The organism is Nocardioides ungokensis (assembly GCF_013466985.1).
GTDB lineage: Bacteria > Actinomycetota > Actinomycetes > Propionibacteriales > Nocardioidaceae > Nocardioides > Nocardioides ungokensis.
In genome coordinates, this window is the sequence record NZ_CP059164.1 from 881,329 (window position 1) to 907,098 (window position 25,770).

Sequence of the window (25,770 nt, forward strand, 5' to 3'; positions counted from 1 at the left end):
CCCGAGTGAGGCTTACGTCGTCACCGGCAAGACTTCCCGCGATCCGGGCGCGGCGGGAGAGCGCGGGACGGATCTGTGGACAACCCCGGCGTGGGTCAGCTCGACGGGCAGGAGGCCTGCGACGCCAGCGCCTGGACGGAGTCGCTCACGTTTCCTGCGGCCTTGCCGAGCGCCTCGAGCGTCTTCATGGCGCCCTGGCCGTTGCCGACGGACTTCAGCTCGTCACCGAAGGCGGTCAGCGCCTTCTGGACGTCGTCGACAGGCCCGGCGAACTCGGCCTGTGCCTGTGTCTTGACGTCCTTGAGGTCGTTGCCGACGGCCGTGAGCGAGGCCTGGAACTGCTGGACGGTGGTGTCGTCCGTCATCGCCTTCGTATCCGTCGCGAGCTGATCGATGGCCGTGCAGACCGCCGACCCGCCTCCCGTGGTGGAAGACGACGGAGTCGGACTGGTCGACGACGAGCTCGTGCTGTTGTCGTCCGAGCCGCACCCGGCGACGAGTACGGCGACGGCCAGGGCGTTGATGCCCAGGGCGATCGCGAGGGAGAGCAGGCGGTTGGGCACGTCGTACCTCCGGGGTGGTCGGTCCCCTCCACCATCGGTTCGTCCCGGCCCCCGCCGCCTCACCCGCGATGGGTGAGCCGGGGCTGCTCGGCGTCGTCCACAGGTTCGAAACTGTGCTCGATTATCGTCCCTCTCTGTTCTAGAATGGGCTCATGGCCACGATCCCGCTGACGCACCCGCTGCTGGGATGTGCGCGGTCGGTGCTCGACGCGGCGGAGGAGGCCAAGGGGCTCGATCCCACCTACCTGTCGTCGGGCGAGAAGCGTGCGGTGCTGGTGACGTTGAGCGGTGCGATCGAGCAGCTGCGCGCGGTGCAGCTGTCCGTCATGGCGAACGCCGACGACGTGGCCGTCGACACGGGCGCGCGGTCCGTGGCGGCGTGGCTGGAGCACGCGCTGCGAGCGGGGTACGCCGAGTCGGCGCGGGCCCTGCGACTGGGTGAGGCGCTGGACCGTCGCTGGCACGTCCTCGCCACCGCCTTCGCCGACGGCAGGGTCAACGAGGCCCAGGCGGACGTCATCGCCCGGTGCCTCGACGAGCTGCCGGACCGCCTCGGTCCTGACCTGAAGGCGAAGGCCGAGGCGCACCTGGTCGAGCAGGCCGCGCACTTCGGCCCACGGGACCTGAAGCGGCTCGGCCGGCGGATCCTGGACGTGCTCGCGCCCGAGATCGCCGAGGAGGAGGAGCGCCGCAAGCTGGAGGCGGAGGAGCGCGCCGCCCGGCGAGCGACGTCCCTGACCATGCAGGCCAGGGGAGACGGTGCCACCGACATCAGGATCCGCGTGCCCGACCACGTCGCGGCTCGGGTGAAGGTCTACCTCGAGTCGTTGTCCGCGCCCCGGCGGGAGCACGGCGGCCACGGGAGTGATGACGAGGTGCCGCGGCTGCCGTATCCCCGCCGGCTCGGCGAGGCGTTCTGCGCCCTGGTCGAGAGGCTGCCGTCCAACGTGCTGCCCCAGCACGGCGGGACCGCCACGACCGTGATGGTCACCATCCCGTTCCAGCAGCTCCGAGACGGCCTCGGGGCCGCCGAGCTCGGCACCGGTGAGCGGATCACCGCCGAGGAGGCCCGCCGGCTGGCGTGCAACGCCGGCATCGTCCCGGTCGTCCTGGGTGGCGACTCGGAGGTCCTGGACCTCGGCCGCAGCAGGAGGCTCTTCAGTCCCGCGCAGCGCAAGGCGATGGTGATCCGCGACCGGCGCTGCCGCGCCGAGGGGTGTTCGATCCCGGCGGCGTGGTGCGAGGCCCACCACGAACGACCCTGGAGCAAGGGCGGCCGGACCGACCTGGAGGACGGCGTCCTGCTCTGCTCCTGGCACCACCACCGTGCCCACGACACCAGGTACGCCGGCAGCCGAATGACCAACGGCGACGTCAGGTTCACCAGGCGGCGGTGAGGGGAGCGGTCGCGGTGCCGGCCTGGCCTCAGGCACTCACCGCGACCCAGCGAGTCGGCGCCGGCGAACTTCGGGGCGCCCGGCTCGTAGTACTGGTCGAGCTCCTTGATCTCGAACCCGGCACCGGTGATCAGGTCGGTGATCGGCCGGGTCAGGTGGCAGCCGCCGAAGATGCGCTTGTTCAGCGGCTCCATCCGACGCTGCATGCGACGGACCTTCTCGTCGGGTGCGAGGCCGTGCTCGACGAAGTGCAGCGTGCCGCCCGGGCGCAGCACCCGTCGCAGCTCCTGCAGGGCGGCCACGAGGTCGGGGATCGTGCACATCGTCCAGGTCGAGAGCGCGGCGTCGAAGGTGTCGTCGTCGAAGGGCAGCCGCTGGCCGTCGAGGCCGGCGCGGCGTACGGGCACGGTTGCCTTCGCCAGCCGCTGGGCCGCCAGCTTCCAGCCGACGTCGGACGGGTCGACGGCGGCCACGGAGACGACCTCGGCGGGGTAGTGGGGGAGGTTCAGGCCAGACCCGAACCCGATCTCGACGACCTCGCCGGCCAGGCCGGCAGGCGGCCCGCTCGCGGAACGGTGTGGCCGCCTCGAGGCCGCAGGCCTTGTCGAGGATCCGGGGCACGATGTGCTCGGCGTAGAAGCCCATCAGCTTCTCCTTCCTGGGATGGTGCCAACGGATGTTGACGCTCCCGACGCTAGGCACCGCCGGGGCCGGGCACATGAGGCATTCACCCCAGGGGTCAGGCCGGCTCGAAGCTGCCGACCAGGTGGTGCTGGATCGCGCACAACGTCGCCGCAGCGCGACTCGTGACGCCGAGCTTGGTGTAGATGTGCTCGACGTGGTTGGAGGCCGTCTTCGGCGTCACGTGCAGCAGACGTGCGATCTCCTTGTTGGTGTGCCCGCGCGCGATCAGCTGCAGCACCTCGACCTCGCGGACGGTCAGCCCCGCCGGGCGGGGATGGTGGATCGGAGCGCGGTGCCCGGCGGCGCGGAGCACGGCGCTGACCGCGTCCGCGTCGAGCCGCCCGGCGGCCACCTCGTCGAGGAGCAGCCTGCTTGCGACGTCCTCCGGACAGGCGCTACGGAACGGGCGCGGCTCGGTCATGGCGTGATAGCTGTCCGCCGCCGCGAGCAGCCGGTCCCCGGGCGACAGCGAGCCGGCGGTGAGGCCCTGCGGGTAGCCCGAGCCGTCGAGCCGCTCGTGGTGCCGCGACGCGATCACCCGCGCCTCGGCCAGCGCCGTCACGCGCGCCAGCATCCGGTTGGTCAGGTGGGGATGCAGGCGGACCCGCTCGCGCTCGGCCTCGGTCAGCGGCCCGGGCTTGTCCCACACCGCGTTGGAGACCCCGAGACGGCCCAGGTCGTGGACCAGCCCGGCCCGTCGTACCGTCGTGACCTCGGCCTCGCCCAGCCCCCAGACCCGGGCGGCCTCCGCGGCGAGCAGCGCGACGCCGCGCGAGTGGCCGGCCAGGTGCGGCGACTTGAGGTCGACCCCGTCGGCGATCGCCTCCAGGGCGGCGTCGAGCTCCGGCCCGTCCACACACCTGCGGGGCCACGGCTCGAGATCCAGTACGGCGTCCCACGCGGCCGCCTCGTCCAGCCCGTCGAGCACCGTCTCGGCGTGGTCGCAGAAGGCGTCGACCACCCGGGGGTCGAACTGTCCGCCCCGGTGCCGGCGCACCACCTCGACCGCCCCCGTCGGTCCCCGGCGACGACCGAAGATCTCGACTGCGCCCGCCACGGGCACCAGCCGGGTGGCGAGGCAGATGTCCTCTCCGCGCAGCCCACGTGGGAAGCCCTTGCCGTCCCACTGCTCGTAGGCCTGCCCGATGGCCACCTGCACGGCCGGCGCGAGGCCCAGCCGGCCGGCCATCTGCGCGCCGATGGTCGCGTGGGTCTCCAGGAAGTGGCCGAGCTGGCCGCGGGCGGTGACGGGGAGAGCGGCGATCCGGCGGACACGCTCGAGGCCGGTGCCGTGCGAGGAGAGGTGTCGCAGGACGGTCGCCACGACCTGCGCCGTGTCCATGTCGAGCAGCTCGAAGCCGGTGGCCTTGAAGTCGATGTCGTCGCCGAACCAGCTGGCCTGCTCCGCCGCGTCCGCGTGACAGTAGGCGCTGATCATCAGGCCGAGGTAGTACGTCGCCTCGCGCTGCGGCTGGTCCGCCCCGACCAGGTCGGCGAGCCGCAGGGCGATCGCGGTCTGCCGCAGGCAGTGGTCCATCGGCTGGCCGAGCCCCAGGTCGGCGGCGTACGACAGCGTCGCGACCAGCTCCGCGATCCGCACCCCGTCGTCGGGACGACCCACGTCATCGAGGGTAGACCCGGGGGCGCCACCGCCGGTGTGACGAAGACACCCGAGGTGCGCGAGGATCTCCGGGCAGAACGGTGCGCACGACGAGGTGCGACCGGGAAGGACACTGATGAGCGAGCTCGACACCACCGGCCCCGCCTTGGGCAGCCCCGCCCTGAGCGGCCACGCATTGAGTCGCAGCGCGTTGAGTGGCAGCGCCTTGAGCGACGAGGCGACGACGACGCTCCGCGAGATCTCGCAGCGGGTGCTGTGGCTCTCGGCCGCGATCGTGGACGCCGCCAACCGCGGCCGGCCCAACACCAGCGGCGTCAAGGTCGGTGGGCACCAGTCGTCGTCGGCGTCGATGGTCGACATCATGGTCGCGCTGTGGTTCCACGAGCTGACCAGTGAGGACCGGGTCTCGGTCAAGCCGCACGCCTCGCCGGTGCTGCACGCGATCAACTACCTGCTCGGCGACCTCGACGAGAAGTACCTCCCGACGCTGCGCGCCAAGGGCGGGCTGCAGTCCTACCCCTCGCGGCTGAAGGACCCCGACACCGTCGACTTCTCCACCGGCTCGGTCGGCATCGGGGCGACCGCGGCGCTGTGGGCGGCGATCTCGCACCGCTACGTGCGCTCGCAGTTCGCGGACGCACCTCCGGCGGGCCGGTTCATCAGCCTGCTCGGTGACGCCGAGCTCGACGAGGGGGCCATCTGGGAGGCCGTCGCCGACCCGCAGGTCGCCCACCTCGGCGAGCTGCTCTGGGTCGTCGACCTCAACCGGCAGTCGCTGGACCGGGTGGTGCCCGACATCCAGATCGCACGCCTGCAGGGCATGTTCGAGGCGGCCGGCTGGCAGGTCGTGACCCTCAAGTGGGGCCGGCTGATCTCCGAGCTGTTCGACCGACCGGGTGGTGCCGAGCTGCGCCGCCGGCTGGAGGACATGCCCAACGAGGAGTACCAGCGGATGCTCCGCGTCGACTCCTCCGAGGTCGCGGGCCGGATCATGGGGGAGGGGGGCAGTGCGCAGCTTCGCGCGCTGCTCGAGGAGGTCCCCTCGGTCCAGCTCGCCGCGGCCGTGCGCGACCTCGGCGGGCACGACCTCGGACTGCTGGTCGACACCTTCCGGGCCCTCGACACGACACGGCCGACCGTCGTCTTCGCCTACACCGTCAAGGGCCGCGGCCTCCCCACCGAGGGCCACCCCAACAACCCTCCGCGCTGCTCACCGAGGCCCAGATGCAGGCGCTGGCCGACGCCTCCGGCACCTCGCTCGAGGAGCCGTGGCTGGCGTTCGAGCCCGGCACCGCCGAGGGCGAGCTGTGCCGCGACCGCGGCGCCGCGCTGCGTCGTACGCCCGTCGCCTCGCCCGCCGCGGTGGCCGTGCCCACGTCGCTGGGGCACCCGCACCGCAAGCCCGCGTCCACGCAGGCCGCACTGGGCCGCCTGCTCGCGGACCTCAAGCACGACGCCCCTGAGGCGGCGGCGCGGGTGGTGACCTGCAGCCCCGACGTGGCGTCCTCGACCAACCTCGGCGGCTGGATCAACAAGACCGGCGTGTGGTCGGTGCAGGACCGGCGGGACTGGTTCGCCGACGACCGCGAGCGGGTCCTGAAGTGGTCGGAGGTCAGCAACGGCCAGCACATCGAGCTCGGCATCGCCGAGGTCAACCTGGTCGGGCTGCTCGGCGAGCTGGGTGCGACCTGGTCGCGGTGGGGCGAGCGGCTGATCCCGATCGCGACGCTCTACGACCCGTTCGTGTCGCGGGCGCTCGAGCCGTGGTCCTACGGCATCTATTCCGGCGGACAGTCGATCCTGGTCGGTACGCCGTCCGGCGTCACCCTCGCGCCCGAGGGCGGCGCGCACCAGTCGATCACCACGCCGTCGATCGGGCTCGAGCAGCCGGGTTGCGTGGCGTGGGAACCGGCGTTCGGGCAGGACCTGGAGTGGTGCTTCCTGCACGCGATGTCCCAGGTGGGCGTGCCGAGCGGGACGTCGGCGTACTTCCGGCTCTCGACGCGGCCCATCGACCCGGCCCTGGCCCGCCTGCCCGAGGAGCCCACCCTGCTCGAGCGGCGCCGGCGCCAGGCCATCGCCGGTGGCTACCGGGTGACCTCGCACGACCTCGCGTCCGAGCAGGTCACGTTGGTCGGCGTCGGCGCGATGATGCCCGAGGTGCTGGCGGCCGCCGAGCTGCTGGAGTCGGAGGGCGTCACCGCGGGTGTCGTGTGCCTGACCAGCCCGGACCTCGTGTTCCGTTCGTGGCAGCAGCGCTCGAGCCGCGCGCCCGGCGCCGGCGGCGGCATCGTGGAGGACCTCTTCCCGTCCTCGCACCCCGCGCCGCTGGTCACCGTGCTCGACGGGCACCCGCACACGCTGTCGTTCCTGGCCGGCGTGCGCGGCGACCGGACCCGCTGCCTGGGCGTCACGGAGTTCGGGCAGTCCTCGGGACTGGAGGACGCGTACGCGCTGCACGGGATCGACACCGGCTCGATCGCCGATGCGGCGCTGACGCTCCTGGGGCGCTGAGCCACCCGTAAAGGGGGTGGGCGCTGGGGCTTGCGACTCAGGCGGGATGCGCGGCTGTCGTGGAGCCGTGGTGCATCGCCCGGGCTCGCAGCACCGCCACGACCGCCGCCCCCAGGCCGAGCACGATCGCCAGGGCCGTCCAGAACAGCACCAAGGCAAGCGCCACGCCGCCGACGACTGCCAGTGCGGCTCCGGCCCAGGGGTACTGGTCCTCGATCAGGAACCCGACCGCGCCGAGGAACACGATCGCGAAGAAGATCATGCCGACGACCTTGTCGCTGTCGCTGTTGGACCAGAAGCCCGACCCGGCGATGAGGGCCACCAGCAAGGACAGGACGCCAAGCGCCCCGACGATCGCGAGAATGGCCGCGCTGGTGAGGCTCAGGGCGCCCAGGCGCCCCCCGGGCTTGCGAAGTCGATCGATCATGACGCACCTCGTCGGCGACGGGGCGGCACGGGTTGCCGGAACGTCGCCCGGTTCCAGTGTCGCCCTCATGTGGGTCGGCGTCATGACCCGAATGGGGTGGCCGCGATCGGACAGAGCTGACGGCGGGGCGCTGCTGGGGCGCTGAGCACCTCCCTCATCCAGGGGGACCTCCCTCATCCGGGGGACCTGGCACGACTTCGGACGGCGCCGTCGGCGGTGGCCGCCATCCTCGTGGGGACGGGGGAGGTCGACATGCTGGAGCGAGGCATCGCACTGCTGAGCATCGGACTGGTGGCTGCCTTCGCATGGTGGCTCGGCCTGCCCGCGGCGCTGTCGTCCCACGGGTCGGGGGCTCCGGTCGGGGACCGGGCCCATCCCGTGCGGCCGATCCGCCCACCGACCCATGACAAGGCGACCCATGACACGGCGACCCATGACGCCCCGAACGACGCGGGAGAGCGGGGCGGCGTGGGGGTGCCGCGGCGGGCGGTCCGGGTCACCGTCGTACGGCTGGTCGACGGCGACACGCTGATCGTCCGGTCACGCGTCGCGGTCCCGGGTGTGCTGGCCGCGGGCGAGACCCGCGTGCGGCTGCTGGAGGTCGACACCCCCGAGAGCGTCGAGTCCGGTGCGCCGGTCGAGTGCTACGCGCACCGGGCCACCGCGGAGCTGGCCCGGCTGGCCCCGCCCGGGTCCGAGGTCTCGGTCCTCCCGGACCTGGACCTGCTCGACCCCTACGGCCGCACCCTGCTCTACGTCTGGAACGCGCGCGGCGACTTCGTCAACCTCCAGCTGGTGCGGTCCGGCGCCGCCGAGGCGGTGCTCTACGAGCCGAACGACCGCTACATCGACGTCATGCGACGCGCCGAAGCAGGAGCGCGGGCGAGCGGCGTGGGGCTGTGGGGGCGGTGCGACTACTTCGGCCAGCCCGCGTAGTCGCTCTCGGGCCACCGGGAGTCCACAGCCCGGGTTCTCGCCCGGGACGTCCACAGGTACGCCGCACGACGGCCGGCGTTGTCGGCGGCCCGGCGGAGAGTGGCGTGGTCCACCAGACCGCGACGTGGGGAGATCGCATGGGCCGCAACGCCGACCACCAGCTCGATGACCGGCAGCCCGAGAATCGGGTGCTCGCCGACCGGGTCGTCTCGCTCGGTGAGTACCGCCAGTCCCGCCGCATCGACGGCTGGCTGCCGTGCCATGGTGCCTGCTGCGCCCAGGCGGTGGCGAGCTCGCGCCGACCGGCGGGTGAGGTGGTCGACCTGACCCGGCGCCGCGGCTCGGGACGCGAGCCCAGGCCGCCGCCCGCGAGTCGGTGACGCCCTGACTGCCTGGCGGATGCCGGCGACCAGCGGCGGTCGGTCAGCGAGCGGCGCTGTCGACAGGCGCCGGGTGCTCGGCCTCGTACTCCGCCTGCGGACCCGGGACCACGTGGGTGCGGGCACGGATGACCGGGACGAAGACGGCCACCACGGCCGCCAGCGCCGAGGTGACCACGAGGACGCCGAAGCCGTGGGTGTAGCCGGACTCCACCGGGAGGCCGTCGGGGCGCAGGGTCGCGGTCACGACGCTGGCCAGGAGGGCGCCACCGAGGGCGCCGCCGACGGTCCGGATGTTGGCATTCATGCCGCTGGCGACACCGGTCTGGGTCTGCGGGACGGCGTCGACGACGAGGTTCGACATCGCGGCGAACGCGAGGCCGAAGGCGAGGCCGAGGACCGTGGTCTCGACGACGACCTGCCAGAGCTGGTCGTGCGCCAGCGTCAGGCCGAGCGTGCCGAGCGAGGTCAGGGTGGCACCGGCGACCAGGATCGCCTTGGACCCGAAGCGCGCTGCGAGCCGACCCGAGAAGACGCCGGCGATGAAGGTCGCCGCGGTCTGGGGGAGGAGCAGCAGCCCGGACTCGGTCACCGAGACGCCGAAGCCGTAGCCGGTGAACGACGGGGTCTGCAGGAACTGCGGGAGGAAGGCGAACATGGAGTACATCCCCATGCCGAAGAGCAGCGCCACGAGATTGACGGTCCACACCGTGGGGATCCGCATCATCCGCATGTCGACGAGCGGCTGCTCGCTGCGGGACTCGGCGACGACCCAGACGGGAAGGAGGGCCGCGGCCACGACGAAGAGACCCAGCACGCGTCCGGACGTCCAGCCCCAGCTGTGACCCTGGCTCACGCCCAGCAGCAGGGCGACCAGCCAGGCCGAGAGCAGCAGGGCGCTGCCGACGTTGATCCGGCCGGGGGTGCGCTCCGGCGACTCGGGCACCCACACCGCGGCGGCGACGGCCGCCACGAGGGTCATGACCATCGGCAGCCAGAAGAGCCAGTGGTAGCTGAGCGCGTTCACGACCGGGCCGGCCAGCACCAGCCCGAAGCCACCACCGACGGCGAGCAGCGCGGCCGACGTGCCGACCGCGCCAGCAACCTTGTCGCGCGGGAACTCGTCGCGGATGATCCCGAAGGTCAGCGGGAGCACGCCGCCGCCGATGCCCTGGACCGCGCGCGCCACGATGAGCACCCCGATGGTGGGCGCCAGGGCCGCCATCAGCGAGCCCACGGTGAGGGCGGCGAGCGCGAAGACGAGCATCCGCTCCTTGCCGACCTTGTCCCCGACCCGGCCGATGATCGGCGTGAACACCGACGCCGAGAGCAGGTAGGCGGTGAGCACCCACGTGACGGTGGCCTGGTCGGTGTCGAGCGCGGCCTCGATGGTCGGCAGGACGGGGTTGACCATCGACTGCAGCAGGGAGAACGACGAGACCCCGAGACAGAGGACCAGGAAGGTCACCCGGTAGTCGGTCCTGCGGTCGGTCGCCGCCGTCTTGGTGCTCATGGAAGATGCCTCTCCTGCTGTGAGATCGCCGAACCAGTCAGAAGAGCCCGGGTGCTGAGCAGAACCTCGGACCGGGGCCGGGCATTCCTGCGGCCGGGGTGTCGCGCCTCACCCCAGCTCGACGGAGTCGTTCAGGAGGGCTGTACGGCGTCGCTCGGGCGCACCTCGCCGGGCTCCACGACGTGGGCGTCCACGCCGAACGGCAGCTCGGCCGACGGGGCGCCGGTGCGGGATGCCAACGCCCGGAGGACGCGGGCCGAGGGCACGCCGGTGGCGGGGTCGAGGTCGACGACGGCGCAGCGGGGGATCGACTCGTGGACCCGGATCCGGGCGGATCCCACCCGGACCTCCCGACCCAGCCAGGTCTCCTCGACGAACGGCTCGTCACCGGCGTCCACGACCAGCGTGGCTCGGAACCGGGCGGCCTCGTCGAGCATCGCCGGGCGTCCCAGCCGATCGGCCAGCCACCGGATCGAGGCCCACGAGACCAGGCTCACCGCGGCGCCGTACACGACCCCGCCGGGCGGCGAGGCGGCCAGCCGGACCGGGACCCCGAGGTAGGAGGACGCCAGGGCGGCGTGGGGGCCGTCGAGGAGGTCGAGCGCCACCTCGCGACCCCAGTAGTCGCAGGTGACCTGCTCGCCGGTGCGCACCGGAGCGCCGGTCGCGTCGTCGCCGGACGGGAGCACCAGCTGCAGGGAGCCGCCGTCCCAGCGGGAGCGAACGGCCAGCAGCGACGGGTTCTGCACAGTGCGCAGCACGTGTCGGCGGGGCACGTCGACGAGGCAGAAGGCCCGGTCGCCGACAGGCCCGTGGGCGTCCAGCGTGACCGCGTCGTACGACGCGTGCCGGGTGCCCTTGACCGGGGCGAAGCCGAGGCTGGTGACCCTCACCCGAGGAGCGTGACACACCTGGTGGCGGGCTGGCCCATACCCGATCTCAGCCCCGCTGGTGCGAGAACCCGGCCCGGATCACCGAAATCAGCGATGTGGCCCGGGGCCGACGCCACGTGTCCTGATCGGAGGGGGACGAGCGTGCCTACGACGGATCGAGGATGAGATGAACAGGAAAGCGGCAGTGGCGGCAGCGACAGCATTGATCTCGGCTACGGCGCTCACGGGGGCAACGGTCTCGGCGGACTCGGCGGCGGCCCGGAGCACGACGCACACCACCAGGCTGGTGCTGCACCAGACCGGTGACCACCGGATCGGACGGAACAGCTTCGCCGGGACGGATCGCGCCATGTCGCGCGAAACCGGCAAGATCGTCGGGTTCGATGCCATCACGGGGACGTTCAACCGCAAGACCCACGACGCATTCATCCAGGTGGCCCTGGCGCTCAAGGGCGGGATCGTCGTCGGCAACGTCACGCTGCACGAGGGCGTCAAGCGCTTCCACGGGCCGATCACCCAGGGCTCCGGGGCCTTCTCGGGCATCAGCGGCACGATCACCGGCAGGCAGGTGGGTGACGGCACGAAGACGTTCGTGACCCTGCACTGGCAGCTGTGACCGAGGCGGCTGCGACGGGAGGCGCTCGGCGGCTGAGTAGCCTTGGCGGGTCATGGAGTGCGCCTACTTCGCGGCCGGCCGCTGCCGGTCCTGCAGCATCATCGAGCAGCCGTACTCCCGACAGCTGACGGGCAAGCAGCAACACGTGCAGGAGCTGCTGGCCGGACATGGTGACCTGGCCTGGTCGCCGCCGGTCGCGAGCCGGCAGTTCGGCTTCCGCAACAAGGCGAAGATGGTCGTCACCGGCACCGCGGACCACCCTGCGCTGGGGATCCTGGGCCCGCACCTCGAGGGCGTCGATCTGCGTGAGTGCCCGCTGCACACGCCCGGGATCCAGGCGGCGCTGCCGGTGCTCGCGGCGTTCGTGAGCCGCGCCGGCCTGACGCCGTACGACGTGCCGCGGCGCCGCGGGGAGCTGAAGTACCTCCTGCTCACCGAGTCGCCGGACGGTGAGCTGATGCTGCGCTTCGTGCTCCGCTCGCAGGAGCCGGTCGCCCGGATCCGCAAGCACCTGCCGGGGCTGGTGGACGACCTGCCCGGACTGGCGGTCGTCTCGGTCAACCTGCAGCCCGAGCACAAGGCCGTGCTCGAGGGGGAGCGGGAGATCCTGCTCACCGACCGTGAGACGTTGCGGATGCGGGTCAACGACGTCGACCTGCACCTGCGCCCGCAGAGCTTCTTCCAGACCAACACCGAGATGGCCGCGGAGCTCTACCGGCAGGGGCGCGCGTGGGTGAGGGAGGTCGCACCGGCGTCGGTGTGGGACCTCTACTGCGGCGTCGGCGGCTTCGCCCTGCACGTGGCCGCGCCCGGCCGAACGGTCACCGGGATCGAGGTCAGTGCGGAGGCCGTCGCGAGCGCCGAGCTGAGTCGGGATGAGCTGGGCCGGGACGAGCGGGGCCTGGCGGGGGTGGAGTTCGCAGCGGGGGACGCCACGGCGTACGCCCTCGGTGCCGAGGACGCGCCGGACCTCGTCGTGGTCAACCCGCCCCGGCGTGGCGTCGGGCCGGAGCTGAGCGGCTGGCTGGAGGACTCGGGCGTCGGCCACGTCGTCTACTCCAGCTGCAACGCGGAGTCCCTGGCCCGCGACCTCGCCGCGATGCCCTCGCTGCGGCCCACGCGGGGTCGGCTGCTCGACATGTTCCCGAACAACCGGGCACTACGAGGTGATCGTGCTCCTCGAGCGCTGCTGACACGAGTCGTGCGGCCCGGAGTGCGCCGGAGCGCACTCCCAGCCACACGACGCAGCGTGTCAGGGGAGCGGGTCGACCTCCTCGTGGTCGCCCACCGTGGCGGAGAGCCGGCGCAGGTGGTGGTCGCCGTCGCCGAGCAGGTGGTCGAGGGCTGTCAGGCGGCTGGTGTAGCTGCCGATGCTGTACTCCGCGGTCATGCCGATGCCGCCGTGCAGCTGGATCGCCTCCTGGCCGATGTGGCGGCCGGCGCGGCTGACCTGGAGCGCCGCGCGGGACGCGGCCTCGGCCATCGCCTCCGGCTTGCCCGCCGCGATCACCATGGTGGCCCACAGCGTCACGCTCTTGGCGAGCTCGAGGGAGACGTACATGTCCGCCGCCCGGAAGTTGAGCGCCTGGAAGGTGTTGAGGGTGACGCCGAACTGCTTGCGGCTGGTGAGGTACGACGTCGTGGCGTCGAGGGCGACCTCCATCGCGCCGATCGCCTCGTTGCAGGCCATCACGCGCGCGATGTCGCGCACCGCGGCGATGGTCGGGGTGAGGTCGACGCCTGCCTCGCCGAGCGGCTCGGCCGGGGTGGAGTCGAGCGAGATCCGGGCGGCGCGGCCGCCGTCGTGGGTGGCGTAGCCGTCGCGGCCGACGCCCGAGGCGTCGGGGTCGACGAGGAAGAGGCCGGTGCCACCGTCGGGCAGCGCCGCGCTGACGACGAGCCGGTCGGCGCGGGCGCCCTGGGGCACCGGCTCCTTGACGCCGGAGAGCGTCCAGCCGTCGCCGGAGGCGGCGGTGGCCGTCACCGCCGAGGCGGAGGCGGTCCACCGGGAGCCCGGCTCGGCGTGGGCGAGGGCGAGCACGAGCTCACCCGCGGAGAGCGCCCCGAGCACCTCGGCCCGCTGCTCGGCGGAGCCGCCGCCGCGACGACGCCGCCAGCGAGCACCACCGAGGTGAGGTAGGGCTCCGGGGCCAGCACCCTGCCCATCTCGTGGGCGACGATCCCGACCTCGACCGGGCCGGCGCCCGAGCCGCCGTCCTCCCCGCGGAACGGCAGCCCGAGGATGCCCATCTCGGCCAGGCGGGCCCACAGCTTCTCGTCGAAGCCCGGGTCCTCGGCGGTCACCCGGCGACGGTTCTCGAAGTCGGCGTACGCCTTGCCGACCAGCCCGCGCACGGCCTCGCCGAGGGCCTGCTGCTCCTCGTCGTAGGTGAAGTCCATGTCAGTCCTCTTCCCAAAAAGTCCGAGTCAGGGTGCGGATCAGAGCCCGAGGATCGTCTTCGCGATGATCTGCCGCTGGATCTCGTTGGACCCGCCGTAGATCGACGCCTTGCGCAGGTTGAGGTACGCCGGGGTGGCGCGGCGCGCCCAGCCCGGGACGTCCGACCCCTCGCCGGCCCCCGAGGCCAGTGAGTCCGGCCCGGCGAGGTCGACCAGCAGCTCGCTGACCGCCTGCTGCAGCTCGGAGCCCTTGAGCTTGAGCACCGACGAGGCCGGGTGCGGCTTGCCGTCGGAGGAGTGGGCCACGACCCGCAGCGCGGTGAGCTCGAGGGCGAGCAGCTCGTTCTCCAGCTCGGCGAACCGGGCGGCGGTGAGCGGATCGGCGAGCTGGTCGCCGGCGTACTCCTTGGCCCGGGCGAGCACCCGCTTCGTCGCGCCCACCGGGGCGACGCCGACCCGCTCGTTGCCGAGCAGGAACTTCGCGTAGTCCCAGCCGGCGTTGAGCTCGCCCACGAGTTGTCGGCCGGGACGCGCACGTCCTCGAACCACACCTCGTTGACCTCGTGGCCGCCGTCGATCAGCTCGATCGGGCGGACCGTGACGCCGGGGGAGGTCATGTCGATGAGCAGGAACGAGATGCCGCGCTGCTTCTTGGCCTCGGGATCGGTGCGGACCAGGCAGAAGATCCAGTCGCCGTACTGGCCCAGCGTGGTCCACGTCTTCTGCCCGTTGACGACGAACTCGTCGCCGTCGCGGACGGCGGTCGTGCGCAGCGAGGCCAGGTCGGAGCCGGCGTCGGGCTCGGAGAATCCCTGCGACCACCAGATGTCGAGGTTGGCGGTCTTGGGCAGGAAGCGCTCCTTGAGCTCCTGCGAGCCGAACGTCGCGATCACCGGGCCGACCATCGAGGCGTTGAAGGCCAGCGGCGTCGGCACGCAGGCGCGCTGCATCTCCTCGTGCCAGATGTGGCGGCGCAGCGGTGACCAGTCCTGGCCGCCCCACTCGGTCGGCCAGTGCGGCACGGCGAGCCCGTGTGCGTTGAGCACGCGCTGGCTCTCGACGATCTGCTCCTTGGTCAGCTCGCGGCGCTCGGCCACGGTGTCGCGGATCTCCTGCGGGACCTCGGTGGTGAAGAAGGTCCGCATCTCGTCGCGGAACGCGGCGTCCTCGGGGACAGCTCCAGCTGCATCGGCGTCTCTCCTGGGTCGACGACGGGCCCGTCACAGGCCCGGTCTCTCGCACGTTACCCGCTCGTAGGTCGGACCCGGCCGGGGGTCTGGAGGGCGAGCCGGTCGGCCACCCAGCCGGCGTCGTCGCCGACGAAGCCGAGCAGCGCCGACCCGCGGGTGTGCTGCCAGGGCAGGCCGACGAACGCCAGCCCGGGCACGTCGCTGAGCCCGCGCGTGTGCCGGACGACCCCGTCGTCGATCACGCCCGGGATGTCGATCCAGGAGTAGTCACGGCGGAAGCCGGTCGCCCACACCACCGTGGCGGGGCGGCCGACGGAGCCGTCCGCGAAGCGCACCCCGCCCGGGACGGTGCCGGTCAGTCGTGGCCGGATGTGGACGCCTGCCCGTCGGAGGTCGCGCAGGGGGCTGCCGATCACCAGGTCGCCGCGGGCGCGCATCCGGCGGGCCAGCAGCGAGTCGGTGGTCTTGGTGATGACGCCCAGGCGGGTCAGCCACCAGAAGAGGTCACGGCCCAGCACCCGCTGGGGCAGCTGGAGCGACTCGGTGCCGACCGCGAGGGTGACCTCGTGTCCGGCGGCACCGTGGCTGCCGGCGAGCTCGAGGGCGATCTGGCGGCCGGAGTTGCCGGCGCCGACGACCAGCACCGGTCCGGGGGCGACGTCCGCCGGAGAGCGGTACGACGCGCTGTGCAGCTGGGTCACGGAGCCCGGCAGGTCGGCGGAGACGGCGGGGCGTACCGGGATCTGGAACGGGCCGGTGGCGACCACGACCCGGTGGGCCAGCAGCGGCCCCCGCGTCGTGTGGACCGCGAACAGCCCGTCGCTGTGCTCGAGCCGGGTCACCGCGCACTCGAGCAGCACCGGCAGGTCGAACGTCGTGGCGTAGGCCTCCAGGTAGTCGGCGACCTCGTCCTTGGTCGGGTAGGTGCCCGCCGGGGCGGGGAACGCGAGGCCGGGCAGCCCGTCGTACCGGGCGGGGGTGAACAGGCGCAGCGAGTCCCAGCGGCTGCGCCAGGCGTGGCCGATCGTGGGCGCGGCGTCGACGACCAGGAAGCGCAGGCCGTGGCGCGCGAGGTGGTGGGCCGTGGCGAGGCCGGCCTGGCCGGCGCCAATGACGATGACGTCCAGCGCGTCGCGGGCGTCCTGGGCGTGTCGGGCGTCCGGGCTCTTCTGGCGGTTCTGGGTAGTGGTCATGCCACGACGATCCCCGGCACCGACGCCGGGCCGCGCCGGTGAAATCACCGGGATAAGGCGCGACCGGGGGCCCGCGAGCCAGGGGTTGTCAGGCAGGACTGGTGCTTGTCGGCCGTTGCAACGGCTGACAACTACAGGTTTCCCCGGCCAGCCGGTGAAACCTGCAAGGCCGCAACCCGGTGATTCCACCGGCGCGACCAGGTGCCCTGCAGGGCGAGTCTCGATGCATGGGTCCGGCACCACGGACCACCGTCGAGAACCTCAGGAGATCCCATGTCCACCACAGCCCACGCCGCCCCCCACGGCGGGCACGCGCACCCGGCCGAGGAGGAGGTGCGCCGCCCCTGGACGGTGCTCGGCCTCATGCTCGCCGCCCAGTTCATGGTCGTGCTCGACGTCAGCGTCGTGAACGTCGCCCTGCCCAGCATCGGCGCCGACCTGCACTTCAGCTCCGCCGACTACCAGTGGGCCGTCAGCGCCTACGTCCTGCTCAGCGGCGGCCTGCTGCTGCTCGGCGGCCGGATGGCCGACCTCTTCGACCGCCGCCGGATGTTCCTGGCCGGGCTCACGCTGTTCACCGGCGCCTCCCTGGTCAGCGGCCTCGCCGACTCGGCGCTCACGCTGGTGCTCTCGCGGGGTGCCCAGGGCGCCGGCGCGGCGATGCTCACCCCGGCCGCGATGTCGATCGTGATGACGACGTACGCCGGCAAGCAGCGCGCCGCCGCTCTCGCCGTCTGGGGCACCATCGCGAGCATGGGCATCGCCGCCGGCGTGCTCTTCGGCGGCCTGCTCACCAGCATCTTCGACTGGCGCGCGGTCTTCTTCATCAACGTGCCGATCGGCGTCGTGACCCTGGTCGCCACGCTCCGTGTCGTCCCCGCCGGGGTGCGGACCGGTGCCGGCCGACGCCGCCTCGACGTGCCCGGTGCGGTCACCCTCGTGGGCGGCCTGCTCCTGCTGGTCAACGCCATCGAGAGCATCAACAGCCGGGGCTGGACCGACGTCACCACGCTGGCCTGCGCGGCCGGGGCCGCGGTCCTGCTCACCGCCTTCGCCGTCCTCGAGGGCCGGGTCGCGGAGCCGCTGGTGCCCCCGCAGGTGTGGCGGGTGCGCTCGCTGGTCTCGGCCTCGGTCGTGATGGCCGGTGTCACCGGCGCCGTGGTCGGGTCGATCTTCCTCAGCTCGCTCTACCTCCAGCAGGTGCTGGGCTCCTCGGCCATCGTCACCGGCCTGGAGTTCCTGCCGCTGGCCGCGGCCATCACTGCTGCGGCGGCCGTCGCCTCCCACCTGCTCCCGCACGTCGGCCCCCGCACCCTGATCATGGTCGGCCTCGTCGTCTCCGCCGCCGGCGCGCTGCTGCTCGCCACGGCCGGCGCCGACGCGTCGTACGCCGCGGACGTCCTGCCCGGGTTCCTCGTCCTGGGACTGGGCGTCGGCCCGATGTTCGTGGCCATCTCGGTCGCGGCGATGGGCGACGTCAAGCACGACGAGGCGGGGCTCGCCTCCGGAGTGATGATGACCGGCCACGAGGTCGGCGCCGCCCTCGGCGTCGCGGTGCTGACCGCGGTCGCCGGTGACCTCACCACGCGCGCCGGCCTGGTCGCCGGCCACGGCGAGGCCTTCGTCGCGGTCGCCGCCATCCTGCTCGGCCTGCTGGTCCCGGCCGCGCTCACCCCGAAGAAGGTCGCGCACGGGGCCGGGCACGGCCACGGTCACGGGCATCACTGAACATGTCCTAGACATACCCCATAGGGGTATGTATCTTGTCAGGAAGTCAGATACCCCCAAGGGGTACCCAGAGAAGGAGCAGAAATGTCCACCACCGCCATCCACCAGGTCTCCGGCATGACGTGCGGCCACTGCGTGAGCGCAGTCGAGAAGGAGGTCGGCGCCATCCCCGGCGTCACCGACGTCCACGTCGAGCTCGCGACCGGTGACGTGACCGTCACCAGCACCCGTCCGCTGACCCACGACGAGCTGACCGCCGCCCTCGACGAGGCCGGCTACGAGCTCGCCGGCTGAGCCCGACCCGTCACCCAGCCCGCATCAACCACGCAGGAGCACCGAGATGACCGTGACCACCCCGCACCGCACCGACACAGCGAGCGAGTGCACCCTCGAGATCGGCGGCATGACCTGCGCCTCCTGCGTCGGCCGGGTCGAGAAGGCCCTGTCCCCATGGACGGGGTGGTCACGGCGTCGGTGAACCTCGCCAACGAGACCGCGCACGTGGAGTACGACGCGAGCGCGCTCACGCCGGCCGACCTGACCCACGCGGTCGAGAAGGCCGGCTACTCCGGCACCCTCCGGTTGCCGGCGGCCGATCCCGCCGGCGACCGGACACCCCCGCCGTCGGCCGAGGACGACCTCGACGCCCGCCGGGACCACGAGATCGGACGCCTCCAGCGCAAGTGGCAGGTCGCGCTGACGGCCGGGCTCGGGCTGATGGGCGTGATGTACCTGCCGCTGAGCCTGGACACGATGGACTGGCTGATGCCACTCATCCTGGTCATCGCCACGACCGTGCAGCTGTGGGCCGGCACCGACATCTACCGGCTGGCCTGGGCGGCTGCGAAGAACCGTGCCACCACGATGAACACGCTGGTGGCGCTCGGCACCGGGGTCGCCTACGGCTACAGCGCCTTCGTCACGCTGTGGCCGGGCCAGGCCCAGGCGTGGGGCCTGCCGCTGCACCTCTACTTCGAGACCGCGCTGGTCGTGGTCGCGCTGGTGCTGATGGGACGCTGGCTGGAGCTGCGCGCCAAGAAGCGCACCGCGGCCTCCGTCAAGGCCCTCGTCGGCCTGGCACCGGCCACCGCGCGGGTGCTCCGCGGCGGAGAGGAGCACGACGTACCCGTCGAGCAGGTCGTCGTCGGCGACCTGGTGCGGGTGCGCCCCGGCGAGCAGCTGCCCGTCGACGGCATCGTCACCGAGGGTGCCTCGAGCGTCGACGAGTCGATGCTCACCGGTGAGAGCGTCCCGGTCGACAAGGGCCCCGGCGACACCGCCATCGGCGCCACCCTGAACCGCACCGGCACGCTCGTCGTGCGCGCCACCGCCGTGGGCGCCGACAGCACGCTGTCCCAGATCGTCCGGCTGGTCGAGGACGCGCAGGGCTCCAAGGCGCCCATGCAGCGGCTGGCCGACCGCGTCTCGGCGTGGTTCGTGCCCGCGGTGCTCCTCGCGGCGCTGGCGACGTTCGTCGCCTGGATGACGTTCGGGCCGGACAGCGACCGGCTGGTCCTCGCGATCGGCACGACCGTCGCCGTCCTGATCATCGCCTGCCCGTGCGCCCTGGGCCTGGCCACGCCCACCGCGGTGATGGTCGGCACCGGCAAGGCTGCCGAGCTGGGCATCCTGATCGGCAACGGCGAGGCCCTCGAGACCGCCCGGCGGCTGACCGCGGTGGTGCTCGACAAGACCGGCACCATCACCCGGGGCCGGCCGGGCCTGGTCGGCCTGGCCACCGCCGACGGCTGGACCGACGACGACCTGCTCGCGGTCGTGGCCGCCGCCGAGGTCGGCAGCGAGCACCCGGTCGGCGAGGCGATCGTCGTCGCGGCCCGCGAGCGCGGCCTGGCGCTGCGCCCCGCCACCGGCTTCGAGGCCGTCGCCGGGCACGGGATCACGGCCGGCGTCGACGGCCGGACCGTCCGTGTCGGCAACCTGGCCCTGATGCAGCGCCACGGCGTCGACGTCGCTGCGCTCGGCGACTCCCCGGACCGCGGGCTGCGGCCGGCCAGACCCCGATGTACGTCGCGGTCGACGACCGCCTCGCTGGGCTGGTCTGCGTCGCCGACACCATCAAGCCCGAGTCCGCCGAGGCGGTGGCGCAGCTCAAGGCGCTGGGCCTGGAGGTGTGGATGGTCACCGGCGACCACGGCGGCACCGCCCGTGCGGTGGCTGCCCAGGTCGGCATCGACCACGTCATGGCCGAGGTGCTGCCCGCCGACAAGTCCGAGCGCGTCGCCGGGCTCCAGGCGGCCGGTCATGTCGTCGCGATGGTCGGCGACGGCATCAACGACGCGCCCGCCCTCGCGCGCGCCGACCTCGGCATCGCCATCGGCACCGGCACCGACGTCGCCATCGCGGCCTCCGACATCACGCTGGTCGGCGGTGACCTGCGCGGCATCGTCTCGGCGATCGCCCTGTCCCGGCGCACCGTCACCACCATCAAGCAGGGGCTCGCCTGGGCCTTCGCCTACAACGTGCTGCTCATCCCGGTCGCCGCCGGTGCGCTGCACTGGTGGGGCGGGCTGCTGCTCGACCCGGTGCTGGCCAGCGCGGCGATGGCGATGAGCTCGGTCAGCGTCGTCACCAACGCCCTGCGGCTGCGGCGGTTCCGGCCGCCGGCCAGCGCGCACGAGGTGCTGCACCGCCCCCTGCGCGCCCGCATCGGCCAGTCGGCGTACCTCCTCGGGGTGGCGGCCCTCGCCCTCGCCCTGGGCGCCACCTTCACCTGGCTGAGCCGGACCGACCAGGCCGAGCGCGGCATGAACGGCGTGCTCGCGTGGTCCGAGGGCATGGGCATGCCGATGCGGCCGCTGATGAGCGTGATGGAGGAGACCGACGTGCCGCCGGTCAGCCCTCACGACGCCGGCCTGGAGGTGTCGCTCGGGATGCCCGCCGACGTGCGTCCCGGCGAGCCGACGACGATCACGGTGACCGTGCGGGACGCGAAGACCGGGGAGCCCGTCACCGACCTGACCCGCACCCACCAGGTGTGGATGCACATGATCATCACCCGCAGCGACCTGGGCACCTTCGCCCACATCCACCCCGAGCCGACGGGCGAGGACGGGGTGCTCCGGGTGACCGCGGAGTTCCCGACCGCGGGTCGCTACGCGATCCACACGGAGTTCCGGCAGCAGGGGCAGATGGCCGACGTGCTGGACACCCACGAGGTGACCGTCGCCGGTCAGACGCCGGCCCGCACGCCCGTGCCGTCGTACGACGTCCGGCAGCAGGTGGTCGACGGGGTCCGGATCTCGCTGGACGGCCGGTCGCGCGTGGGGGAGACCAGCGACTTCACGCTGCGCTTCGCCGACGCGACGACGGGTGCGCCCGTCGACGACCTGCAGCCCTACCTCGGGGCGGCCGGGCATGTGGTCGTGATGCGCTCGGACGGCTCGATGTTCGGCCACCGGCACGCCGAGACGTACGACGGCAGCGGCCGCCCGGTGCCGGCGCTGCCCGGCACGCAGTTCGGGCCCGACCTCGACCTGCACGTGCGGTTCGAGATCTCCGGGCCTACCGGTTGTGGGCGCAGTTCCGGCTGGGCGACGGGACGGTCGTGACCGCGCCGTTCGTGGTGCACGTCCGCTGAGGAACGCCGAGACGGCGCTGGTTGACAGGAGACGTGGTCAACCAGCGCCGACTCGGCTCACGTCTCGAGGGCCCGCAGCTTCAGGCCGCCCGCGCGGCGCAGCGCGTCGAGACGGCGCTGGGCGCGCGCCCGTTCCGTGGCGTCCCGACCCGGTCCGGAGGCCGGCAGGGCACGCATCTCGTAGGGGTCACGGCTCAGGTCGTAGAGCTCGGTGGCGTGGGGGAGTAGTAGTCGATGTAGGCGAGGTCTCCCTCACGGAGCTGCGCCCAGCCCGCCTTCGGGTCCTCGGAGAGCAGCCGCCGGCGCCAGTTGCTCCAGTCGCCGCTGCGGAGGTTCTCGAGCATCGACCGGCCGTCCAGCGCACGGTGCGCGTCCGGGTCGAGCCCGGCGGCCGCCAGCGTGGTCGGCATCAGGTCCACCTGGCTCACCAGCGCCTTCGGCGAGGTGCCGGCGGCGAACCCGGGACCGCGGACCACGAACGGGATGCCCGTCGACTCCTCGTAGGGCTGCTTCTTCTGGAAGAGCCGGTGCTCACCGAGCAGGTAGCCGTTGTCGGAGACCATCATGATCACCGTGTTGTCCAGCTGACCGGTGTCGGCCAGCAGGCCCATCAGGTCGCGGAGCTCGTCGTCGACGTCACGCAGCTCCTCGAGCTTGCCCTCCCAGATCCGGCGCATCTTGTGCTGGTCCTGCGGGGAGTGCGAGCGCAGGAACGCCGCCTTGTCGCTCATGTCCTTCTCGTTGAACGCCGGCGGGTGCCACGACACGTCGTCGAAGTCGTGGGCGTGCTCGGCGCTCGGGTGGTACGGGTCGTGCGGGGCGCTCGGCGCGAAGACCGCGAACCAGGGGGTGTGGGCCTGGTCGAGCACGAACTCCTTGCAGTGTTGACCGAGTACCGGTCGGCGAGCTCGACGTGGGTGTCGATCTCGGACACCTTTCCGTCGACGTTGAACTGCGACTCCGCGTCGACGAGGGCGACCCACCGGTGCCAGCCCGGCGCGACGTACTCCGGGTGCCTGGCGTGGCCGTTGAGGTACTTGCCGAAGTAGCCGTTGACGTATCCCGCGTCGGCCATCCGGGTGGCCACCGTGTCCTGGTCGAGTCCCTTGTGGACGAAGGCAGGCAGCGTCGTGTTGGTGTCGCAGTGGTGGTTGTGCAGGTACATCCCGGTCAGCATCGAGGCGCGCGCCGGGCCGCACCACGGGACCGCGGCGTAGCCGTTGGTGAAGTTGACGCCCTGACCCACGAGCTGGTCCATCACGTAGGGCATCGTCGGCAGGCTGCGCCGCGTCGCGTCGTCGGTGATGACCCACAGCACGTTGGGGCGCGGGTCGGACCGCTGCGCCACTCGCTGCCGTGCGGTACGCCGTCGCGCCGCCCGCCGGGCCGCCGCGCTGGCGCCGGCCCCGCCGGTGCACGCGGCGGCGAGGCCGAGGCCCAGCGCGCCGCCGGCGCCCAGGAGGAGGTTGCGGCGGGTGACGGAGCCGAAGGGGGTGGAGCGGTGTGGCACGGCAGGTCATTCCTCCTGGGCGGACGACGAGGTCCAGGTGAGCGGCTGGTCGGTGAGGGGTTGATCGGAGAGGGGCGCGGCGGCAACCGGCACGTCCGTCGAGTCTCCCGGGCCGTTCAAGCCCGGGCGCCGGGGTTCAGTCGCCGTTGAGCGTGCGCAGCACCTCGGCGGTCGTGACCACGGTGGCGAACTCGTCGTGCAGGTTCGTCGCGGTGGCTCGCGCCAGCTCGTCGGCGGTCATCGTGGTGCCGTCCGGTCCGACCCGGTCGAAGGTGTGGGTGGCGTCGAGGGCGAACAGCACGTCGTACCCGAGGTTGCCGCCCACCCGCGCCGTGGTCTCGCAGCAGTGGTTGGTGGTGATCCCGCAGACCACGATCCGGCCGATGCCCTCGCCGGTGAGCCAGGCGTGCAGGTCGGGGGAGCCGTGGAAGCCCGAGTTCACCGTCTTGGTCACCAGCAGGTCCGGGGCGTGCCGGGAGAGGTAGGGCTTCAGGGCGTTCCCGGGCCGGGCGGGGTTCAGGGGGCTGTCGGGCTCCTCGGACTCGTGGCGCACGTGCACCACCGGCTGCCCGGCCGCGGCGAAGGCGTCGGCGAGCGCGGCGATGTTGTCGTCGCAGCCGGGGTTGTTCCGCGGACCCCACCACGGGTCGTCGAACCCGGTCTGGGCGTCGACGACGACCAGGGCGATCCGGTCCTCGGTCACGGGGTCCTCCTCGGTTCCGGCCTGGTGGCCGGCTCGAACCGTGACGATACGCGTTGGCGATGTCGCAATTGCGGCGTGTCGACCGGCGTGGTCCCCGGTTTCCGGGACCCGGCTTGCAGCCGCCCACGCGGCAGCGGCAGAGTGGATCCCGATGACACCCCCGGCGGACTACTGCGAACTGTGTGAACTCCCCCTGAGCCAGTGCGTGCACGGGAACCCGCCGTCGCCTCCGCCGGAGCGGACGACGGCGCGGAAGGCGCCGGCGAAGAAGGCCGCCCGCGAGCCACCGCGTCGAGGAGCACCGCGAAGGCTGCGCCGGCGTGTGAGCGTGAGCAGCACGCCTCCGCGTCGTACGCCCCAGCGGGAGTTCCGCCCCCACATCCTCGCCGCGCTGCAGGCCAGCGGAGGCCGCGCCGACATGGAGGACGTGATGGTGGAGATCGCCCGCAGCATGGAGGGTGTGCTCCGCCCGGCGGACCACGAGACCGTGAACCAGGGCGAGGTCCGGTGGCGGTACGCCGCGCGGCTGGAGCGCAAGGCCATGCTCGACGACGGCCTGGTGGCCCCGCCCCGCGAGCCCGGCGTCTGGGAGCTCACCGACCTGGGGCGCAGCGCGACGGAGTAGCGCGGCAGCCGCCCAGCGGTCCCTCGCACCACACCGTCCACACCCGTGCCGGAGCAGGGCTCTGCACCCCGGGGCGGGCCGAAGACGGCTCTGCATACTGGGGAGTGATGGCTTCCGACGACTCCCACGCACGCGTCGAGATCGACTGGCTCAAGACGCTCGCGAGTGCCTTGGCGGCGGTCTCTTCCGCGGTCCTCCTCTCCACCCTCGGTGCGGCCGGGACCATCATCGGGGCGGCGCTCGGCAGCGTCGTCGTCACGGTCGGCAGCGCGTTGTACAGCCAGGGCCTGGACCGCAGCCGCCGGCTCACCCAGGCCCAGGTCGCCGCCGTCCGGAGAGCGGGGACCGCCCAGACCGGCAGGGCGCCGGTCCCTGCCGAGGCCGCGTCACCGGACCGGAGCGGCTGGCGCCAGCGCCTGGCGCAGCTGCCCTGGAAGCACCTCGCCCTGGTCGCGGCCGCGCTGTTCGCGGCGACCGTCGTCGCCCTCACCGCCTTCGAGCTGGCCGCCGGCCGCAGCGTGGCCTCCTTCACCGGAGGCGGCGGTGGTTCGGGCGGCACCACCATCACCCACCTCGGCGGCGGTGGCGGCTCCGGGCGGGCTCCCGACCAGCAACCCACGTCGCCCTCGACCACCACCACGGAGTCCCCCTCGCCCGGCGAGCCGACGACCGGGACCACGGTGTACGGCGCCACTCCTTCCGACGCCACGTCCTCCGGGGCCACGCCGTTCGGGGCCTCGACGACAGGAGTTCCGAGCCCGACCCCGTCGCAGACGGTGGGCTCGACGCCGAGCACGCCCGCGGCGCCGGCCCCGACCCCCTGACGTCGGGCCACCGGTCGTGCGAGGCTCGTCCCGTGGACGAACGCAACGTGCTCGGCGGACCGCTCGAACCCTGCGGGAACGACCCGGTCACGGGCTTCATGCGGGACGGATCGTGTCGCTGCGGTCCCGAGGACGCCGGGCTGCACGCGGTCTGCGCCGTGATGACGACTGAGTTCCTCGAGCAGCAGCGCTCCGTCGGCAATGACCTGTCGACGCCGCGGCCCGAGTGGTTCTTCCCGGGACTGACGCCGGGCGACCGGTGGTGCGTGGTGGCGGCGCGCTGGCTCCAGGCGTACGACGCCGGCGCGGCCGCCCCCGTCGTGCTCGCCTCGACCAACCAGCGGGCCCTCGAGATCATCCCGATCGAGCTGCTGCGGGAGCACTCGGTCGACGTCCCGGGTGACGCCAGCTCGCTGGCCTGACAACCCACTCCAAGCCGACGCCAAGCCGGCAGC

The 25,770-nt window shown here is 72.7% G+C and carries 23 protein-coding genes and 6 pseudogenes; 15 read left to right on the top strand and 14 right to left on the bottom strand.

Annotated features, from left to right (window positions below; genetic code table 11):
- Positions 1-95: 95 nt before the first annotated feature.
- Positions 96-563: a hypothetical protein gene (locus tag H0S67_RS04430; RefSeq protein ID WP_180935600.1), complete on the bottom strand. Its 468-nt coding sequence runs from the start codon at positions 561-563 to the stop codon at positions 96-98.
- Positions 564-715: 152 nt separating this feature from the next.
- On the opposite strand from H0S67_RS04430, the gene H0S67_RS04435 reads away from it, so the two are divergent.
- A complete protein-coding gene (locus H0S67_RS04435; protein WP_180935601.1) occupies positions 716-1,960 on the top strand; it encodes an HNH endonuclease signature motif containing protein in 1,245 nt (414 codons plus the stop codon).
- A 167-nt stretch (positions 1,961-2,127) separates the two neighbouring features.
- Here the strand turns inward: H0S67_RS04435 and H0S67_RS24415 are convergent.
- Together H0S67_RS24415 and H0S67_RS26410 are read right to left on the bottom strand one after the other, a co-directional pair.
- A pseudogene (locus H0S67_RS24415) lies at positions 2,128-2,508 on the bottom strand (class I SAM-dependent methyltransferase); the annotation flags it as partial.
- Positions 2,509-2,699: 191 nt separating this feature from the next.
- Positions 2,700-4,265, bottom strand: a complete 1,566-nt coding sequence (locus tag H0S67_RS26410; protein ID WP_219635468.1) for an HD domain-containing phosphohydrolase — start codon at positions 4,263-4,265, stop codon at positions 2,700-2,702.
- 115 nt (positions 4,266-4,380) lie between these two features.
- On the opposite strand from H0S67_RS26410, the gene H0S67_RS23110 reads away from it, so the two are divergent.
- Together H0S67_RS23110 and H0S67_RS23115 are read left to right on the top strand one after the other, a co-directional pair.
- A complete protein-coding gene (locus H0S67_RS23110) occupies positions 4,381-5,748 on the top strand; it encodes a thiamine pyrophosphate-dependent enzyme (RefSeq protein ID WP_219635469.1) in 1,368 nt (455 codons plus the stop codon).
- A complete protein-coding gene (locus H0S67_RS23115) occupies positions 5,634-6,779 on the top strand; it encodes a transketolase-like TK C-terminal-containing protein (protein ID WP_219635470.1) in 1,146 nt (381 codons plus the stop codon). The genes H0S67_RS23110 and H0S67_RS23115 overlap by 115 nt, the downstream gene beginning before the upstream one ends.
- Before the next feature lie 37 nt (positions 6,780-6,816).
- Here the strand turns inward: H0S67_RS23115 and H0S67_RS04455 are convergent, their stop codons facing one another.
- A complete protein-coding gene (locus tag H0S67_RS04455) occupies positions 6,817-7,206 on the bottom strand; it encodes a hypothetical protein (protein WP_180935602.1) in 390 nt (129 codons plus the stop codon).
- A gap of 252 nt (positions 7,207-7,458) precedes the next feature.
- On the opposite strand from H0S67_RS04455, the gene H0S67_RS04460 reads away from it, so the two are divergent.
- Both H0S67_RS04460 and H0S67_RS04465 read left to right on the top strand, forming a co-directional pair.
- Positions 7,459-8,142, top strand: coding sequence for a thermonuclease family protein (locus H0S67_RS04460; RefSeq protein ID WP_180935603.1), 684 nt, complete (start codon positions 7,459-7,461; stop codon positions 8,140-8,142).
- Positions 8,143-8,246: 104 nt separating this feature from the next.
- On the top strand, positions 8,247-8,522 hold the full coding sequence (locus tag H0S67_RS04465) for a hypothetical protein (RefSeq protein WP_180935604.1): 276 nt from the start codon (positions 8,247-8,249) through the stop codon (positions 8,520-8,522).
- A 43-nt stretch (positions 8,523-8,565) separates the two neighbouring features.
- Here H0S67_RS04465 and H0S67_RS04470 read toward each other — a convergent pair whose 3' ends face one another.
- The gene (locus H0S67_RS04470) at positions 8,566-10,035 is read right to left on the bottom strand and encodes an MFS transporter (RefSeq protein WP_180935605.1); all 1,470 of its coding nucleotides are present in this window, start codon (positions 10,033-10,035) and stop codon (positions 8,566-8,568) included.
- A 131-nt stretch (positions 10,036-10,166) separates the two neighbouring features.
- Positions 10,167-10,928 carry an MOSC domain-containing protein gene (locus H0S67_RS04475; RefSeq protein ID WP_180935606.1) on the bottom strand — a complete coding sequence of 254 codons (762 nt, stop codon included), beginning with the start codon at positions 10,926-10,928 and terminating at the stop codon, positions 10,167-10,169.
- Between the two features lie 286 nt (positions 10,929-11,214).
- Here H0S67_RS04475 and H0S67_RS04480 point away from each other — a divergent pair, with 286 nt between their 5' ends.
- Positions 11,215-11,544: a hypothetical protein gene (locus H0S67_RS04480; protein WP_180935607.1), complete on the top strand. Its 330-nt coding sequence runs from the start codon at positions 11,215-11,217 to the stop codon at positions 11,542-11,544.
- A gap of 52 nt (positions 11,545-11,596) precedes the next feature.
- Positions 11,597-12,637 (top strand): annotated as a pseudogene (rlmC, locus tag H0S67_RS04485) (23S rRNA (uracil(747)-C(5))-methyltransferase RlmC); the annotation flags it as partial.
- Between the two features lie 159 nt (positions 12,638-12,796).
- Here the strand turns inward: rlmC and H0S67_RS04490 are convergent.
- From H0S67_RS04490 to H0S67_RS04500, 5 genes and pseudogenes are all read right to left on the bottom strand, one after another.
- Positions 12,797-13,615 (bottom strand): acyl-CoA dehydrogenase family protein, encoded by an 819-nt coding sequence (locus H0S67_RS04490; protein ID WP_246355116.1) that lies wholly within the window; start codon positions 13,613-13,615, stop codon positions 12,797-12,799.
- A complete protein-coding gene (locus H0S67_RS24430; RefSeq protein WP_246355117.1) occupies positions 13,525-13,944 on the bottom strand; it encodes an acyl-CoA dehydrogenase family protein in 420 nt (139 codons plus the stop codon). The genes H0S67_RS04490 and H0S67_RS24430 overlap by 91 nt, the downstream gene beginning before the upstream one ends.
- Positions 13,945-13,983: 39 nt before the next feature.
- Complete coding sequence (locus tag H0S67_RS24435; RefSeq protein WP_246355118.1) at positions 13,984-14,457, bottom strand: acyl-CoA dehydrogenase family protein; 474 nt, start codon at positions 14,455-14,457, stop codon at positions 13,984-13,986.
- Positions 14,458-14,537: 80 nt separating this feature from the next.
- Positions 14,538-15,089 (bottom strand): annotated as a pseudogene (locus tag H0S67_RS24440) (acyl-CoA dehydrogenase family protein); the annotation flags it as partial.
- Positions 15,090-15,187: 98 nt separating this feature from the next.
- Positions 15,188-16,327: a flavin-containing monooxygenase gene (locus tag H0S67_RS04500; protein ID WP_180935608.1), complete on the bottom strand. Its 1,140-nt coding sequence runs from the start codon at positions 16,325-16,327 to the stop codon at positions 15,188-15,190.
- A gap of 273 nt (positions 16,328-16,600) precedes the next feature.
- On the opposite strand from H0S67_RS04500, the gene H0S67_RS04505 reads away from it, so the two are divergent.
- The 5 genes and pseudogenes from H0S67_RS04505 to H0S67_RS24455 all read left to right on the top strand — a co-directional run bounded on the left by H0S67_RS04505 (position 16,601) and on the right by H0S67_RS24455 (position 21,624).
- Positions 16,601-18,055, top strand: coding sequence for an MFS transporter (locus tag H0S67_RS04505; protein WP_180935609.1), 1,455 nt, complete (start codon positions 16,601-16,603; stop codon positions 18,053-18,055).
- An 84-nt stretch (positions 18,056-18,139) separates the two neighbouring features.
- On the top strand, positions 18,140-18,349 hold the full coding sequence (locus H0S67_RS04510) for a heavy-metal-associated domain-containing protein (protein ID WP_180935610.1): 210 nt from the start codon (positions 18,140-18,142) through the stop codon (positions 18,347-18,349).
- A 109-nt stretch (positions 18,350-18,458) separates the two neighbouring features.
- Positions 18,459-19,954 (top strand): annotated as a pseudogene (locus H0S67_RS24450) (heavy metal translocating P-type ATPase); the annotation flags it as partial.
- 122 nt (positions 19,955-20,076) lie between these two features.
- Positions 20,077-20,505: pseudogene (locus H0S67_RS26415) on the top strand (HAD-IC family P-type ATPase); the annotation flags it as partial.
- A gap of 30 nt (positions 20,506-20,535) precedes the next feature.
- Positions 20,536-21,624 (top strand): FixH family protein, encoded by a 1,089-nt coding sequence (locus H0S67_RS24455; protein ID WP_246355120.1) that lies wholly within the window; start codon positions 20,536-20,538, stop codon positions 21,622-21,624.
- A gap of 223 nt (positions 21,625-21,847) precedes the next feature.
- Here the strand turns inward: H0S67_RS24455 and H0S67_RS24460 are convergent, their stop codons facing one another.
- The 3 genes and pseudogenes from H0S67_RS24460 to H0S67_RS04530 all read right to left on the bottom strand — a co-directional run bounded on the left by H0S67_RS24460 (position 21,848) and on the right by H0S67_RS04530 (position 23,866).
- Positions 21,848-22,636, bottom strand: a complete 789-nt coding sequence (locus H0S67_RS24460) for a sulfatase-like hydrolase/transferase (protein WP_281368956.1) — start codon at positions 22,634-22,636, stop codon at positions 21,848-21,850.
- A 44-nt stretch (positions 22,637-22,680) separates the two neighbouring features.
- Positions 22,681-23,163 (bottom strand): annotated as a pseudogene (locus H0S67_RS27220) (sulfatase-like hydrolase/transferase); the annotation flags it as partial.
- 136 nt (positions 23,164-23,299) lie between these two features.
- A complete protein-coding gene (locus H0S67_RS04530) occupies positions 23,300-23,866 on the bottom strand; it encodes a cysteine hydrolase family protein (RefSeq protein WP_180935612.1) in 567 nt (188 codons plus the stop codon).
- A gap of 328 nt (positions 23,867-24,194) precedes the next feature.
- Between H0S67_RS04530 and H0S67_RS04535 the strand changes: the two genes are divergently transcribed.
- The 3 genes from H0S67_RS04535 to H0S67_RS04545 all read left to right on the top strand — a co-directional run bounded on the left by H0S67_RS04535 (position 24,195) and on the right by H0S67_RS04545 (position 25,737).
- Positions 24,195-24,491 (top strand): hypothetical protein, encoded by a 297-nt coding sequence (locus tag H0S67_RS04535; RefSeq protein WP_180935613.1) that lies wholly within the window; start codon positions 24,195-24,197, stop codon positions 24,489-24,491.
- Positions 24,492-24,598: 107 nt separating this feature from the next.
- Positions 24,599-25,315 carry a hypothetical protein gene (locus H0S67_RS04540; RefSeq protein WP_180935614.1) on the top strand — a complete coding sequence of 239 codons (717 nt, stop codon included), beginning with the start codon at positions 24,599-24,601 and terminating at the stop codon, positions 25,313-25,315.
- Between the two features lie 32 nt (positions 25,316-25,347).
- Positions 25,348-25,737, top strand: coding sequence for a DUF2237 family protein (locus H0S67_RS04545; RefSeq protein WP_180935615.1), 390 nt, complete (start codon positions 25,348-25,350; stop codon positions 25,735-25,737).
- Positions 25,738-25,770 lie beyond the last annotated feature (33 nt).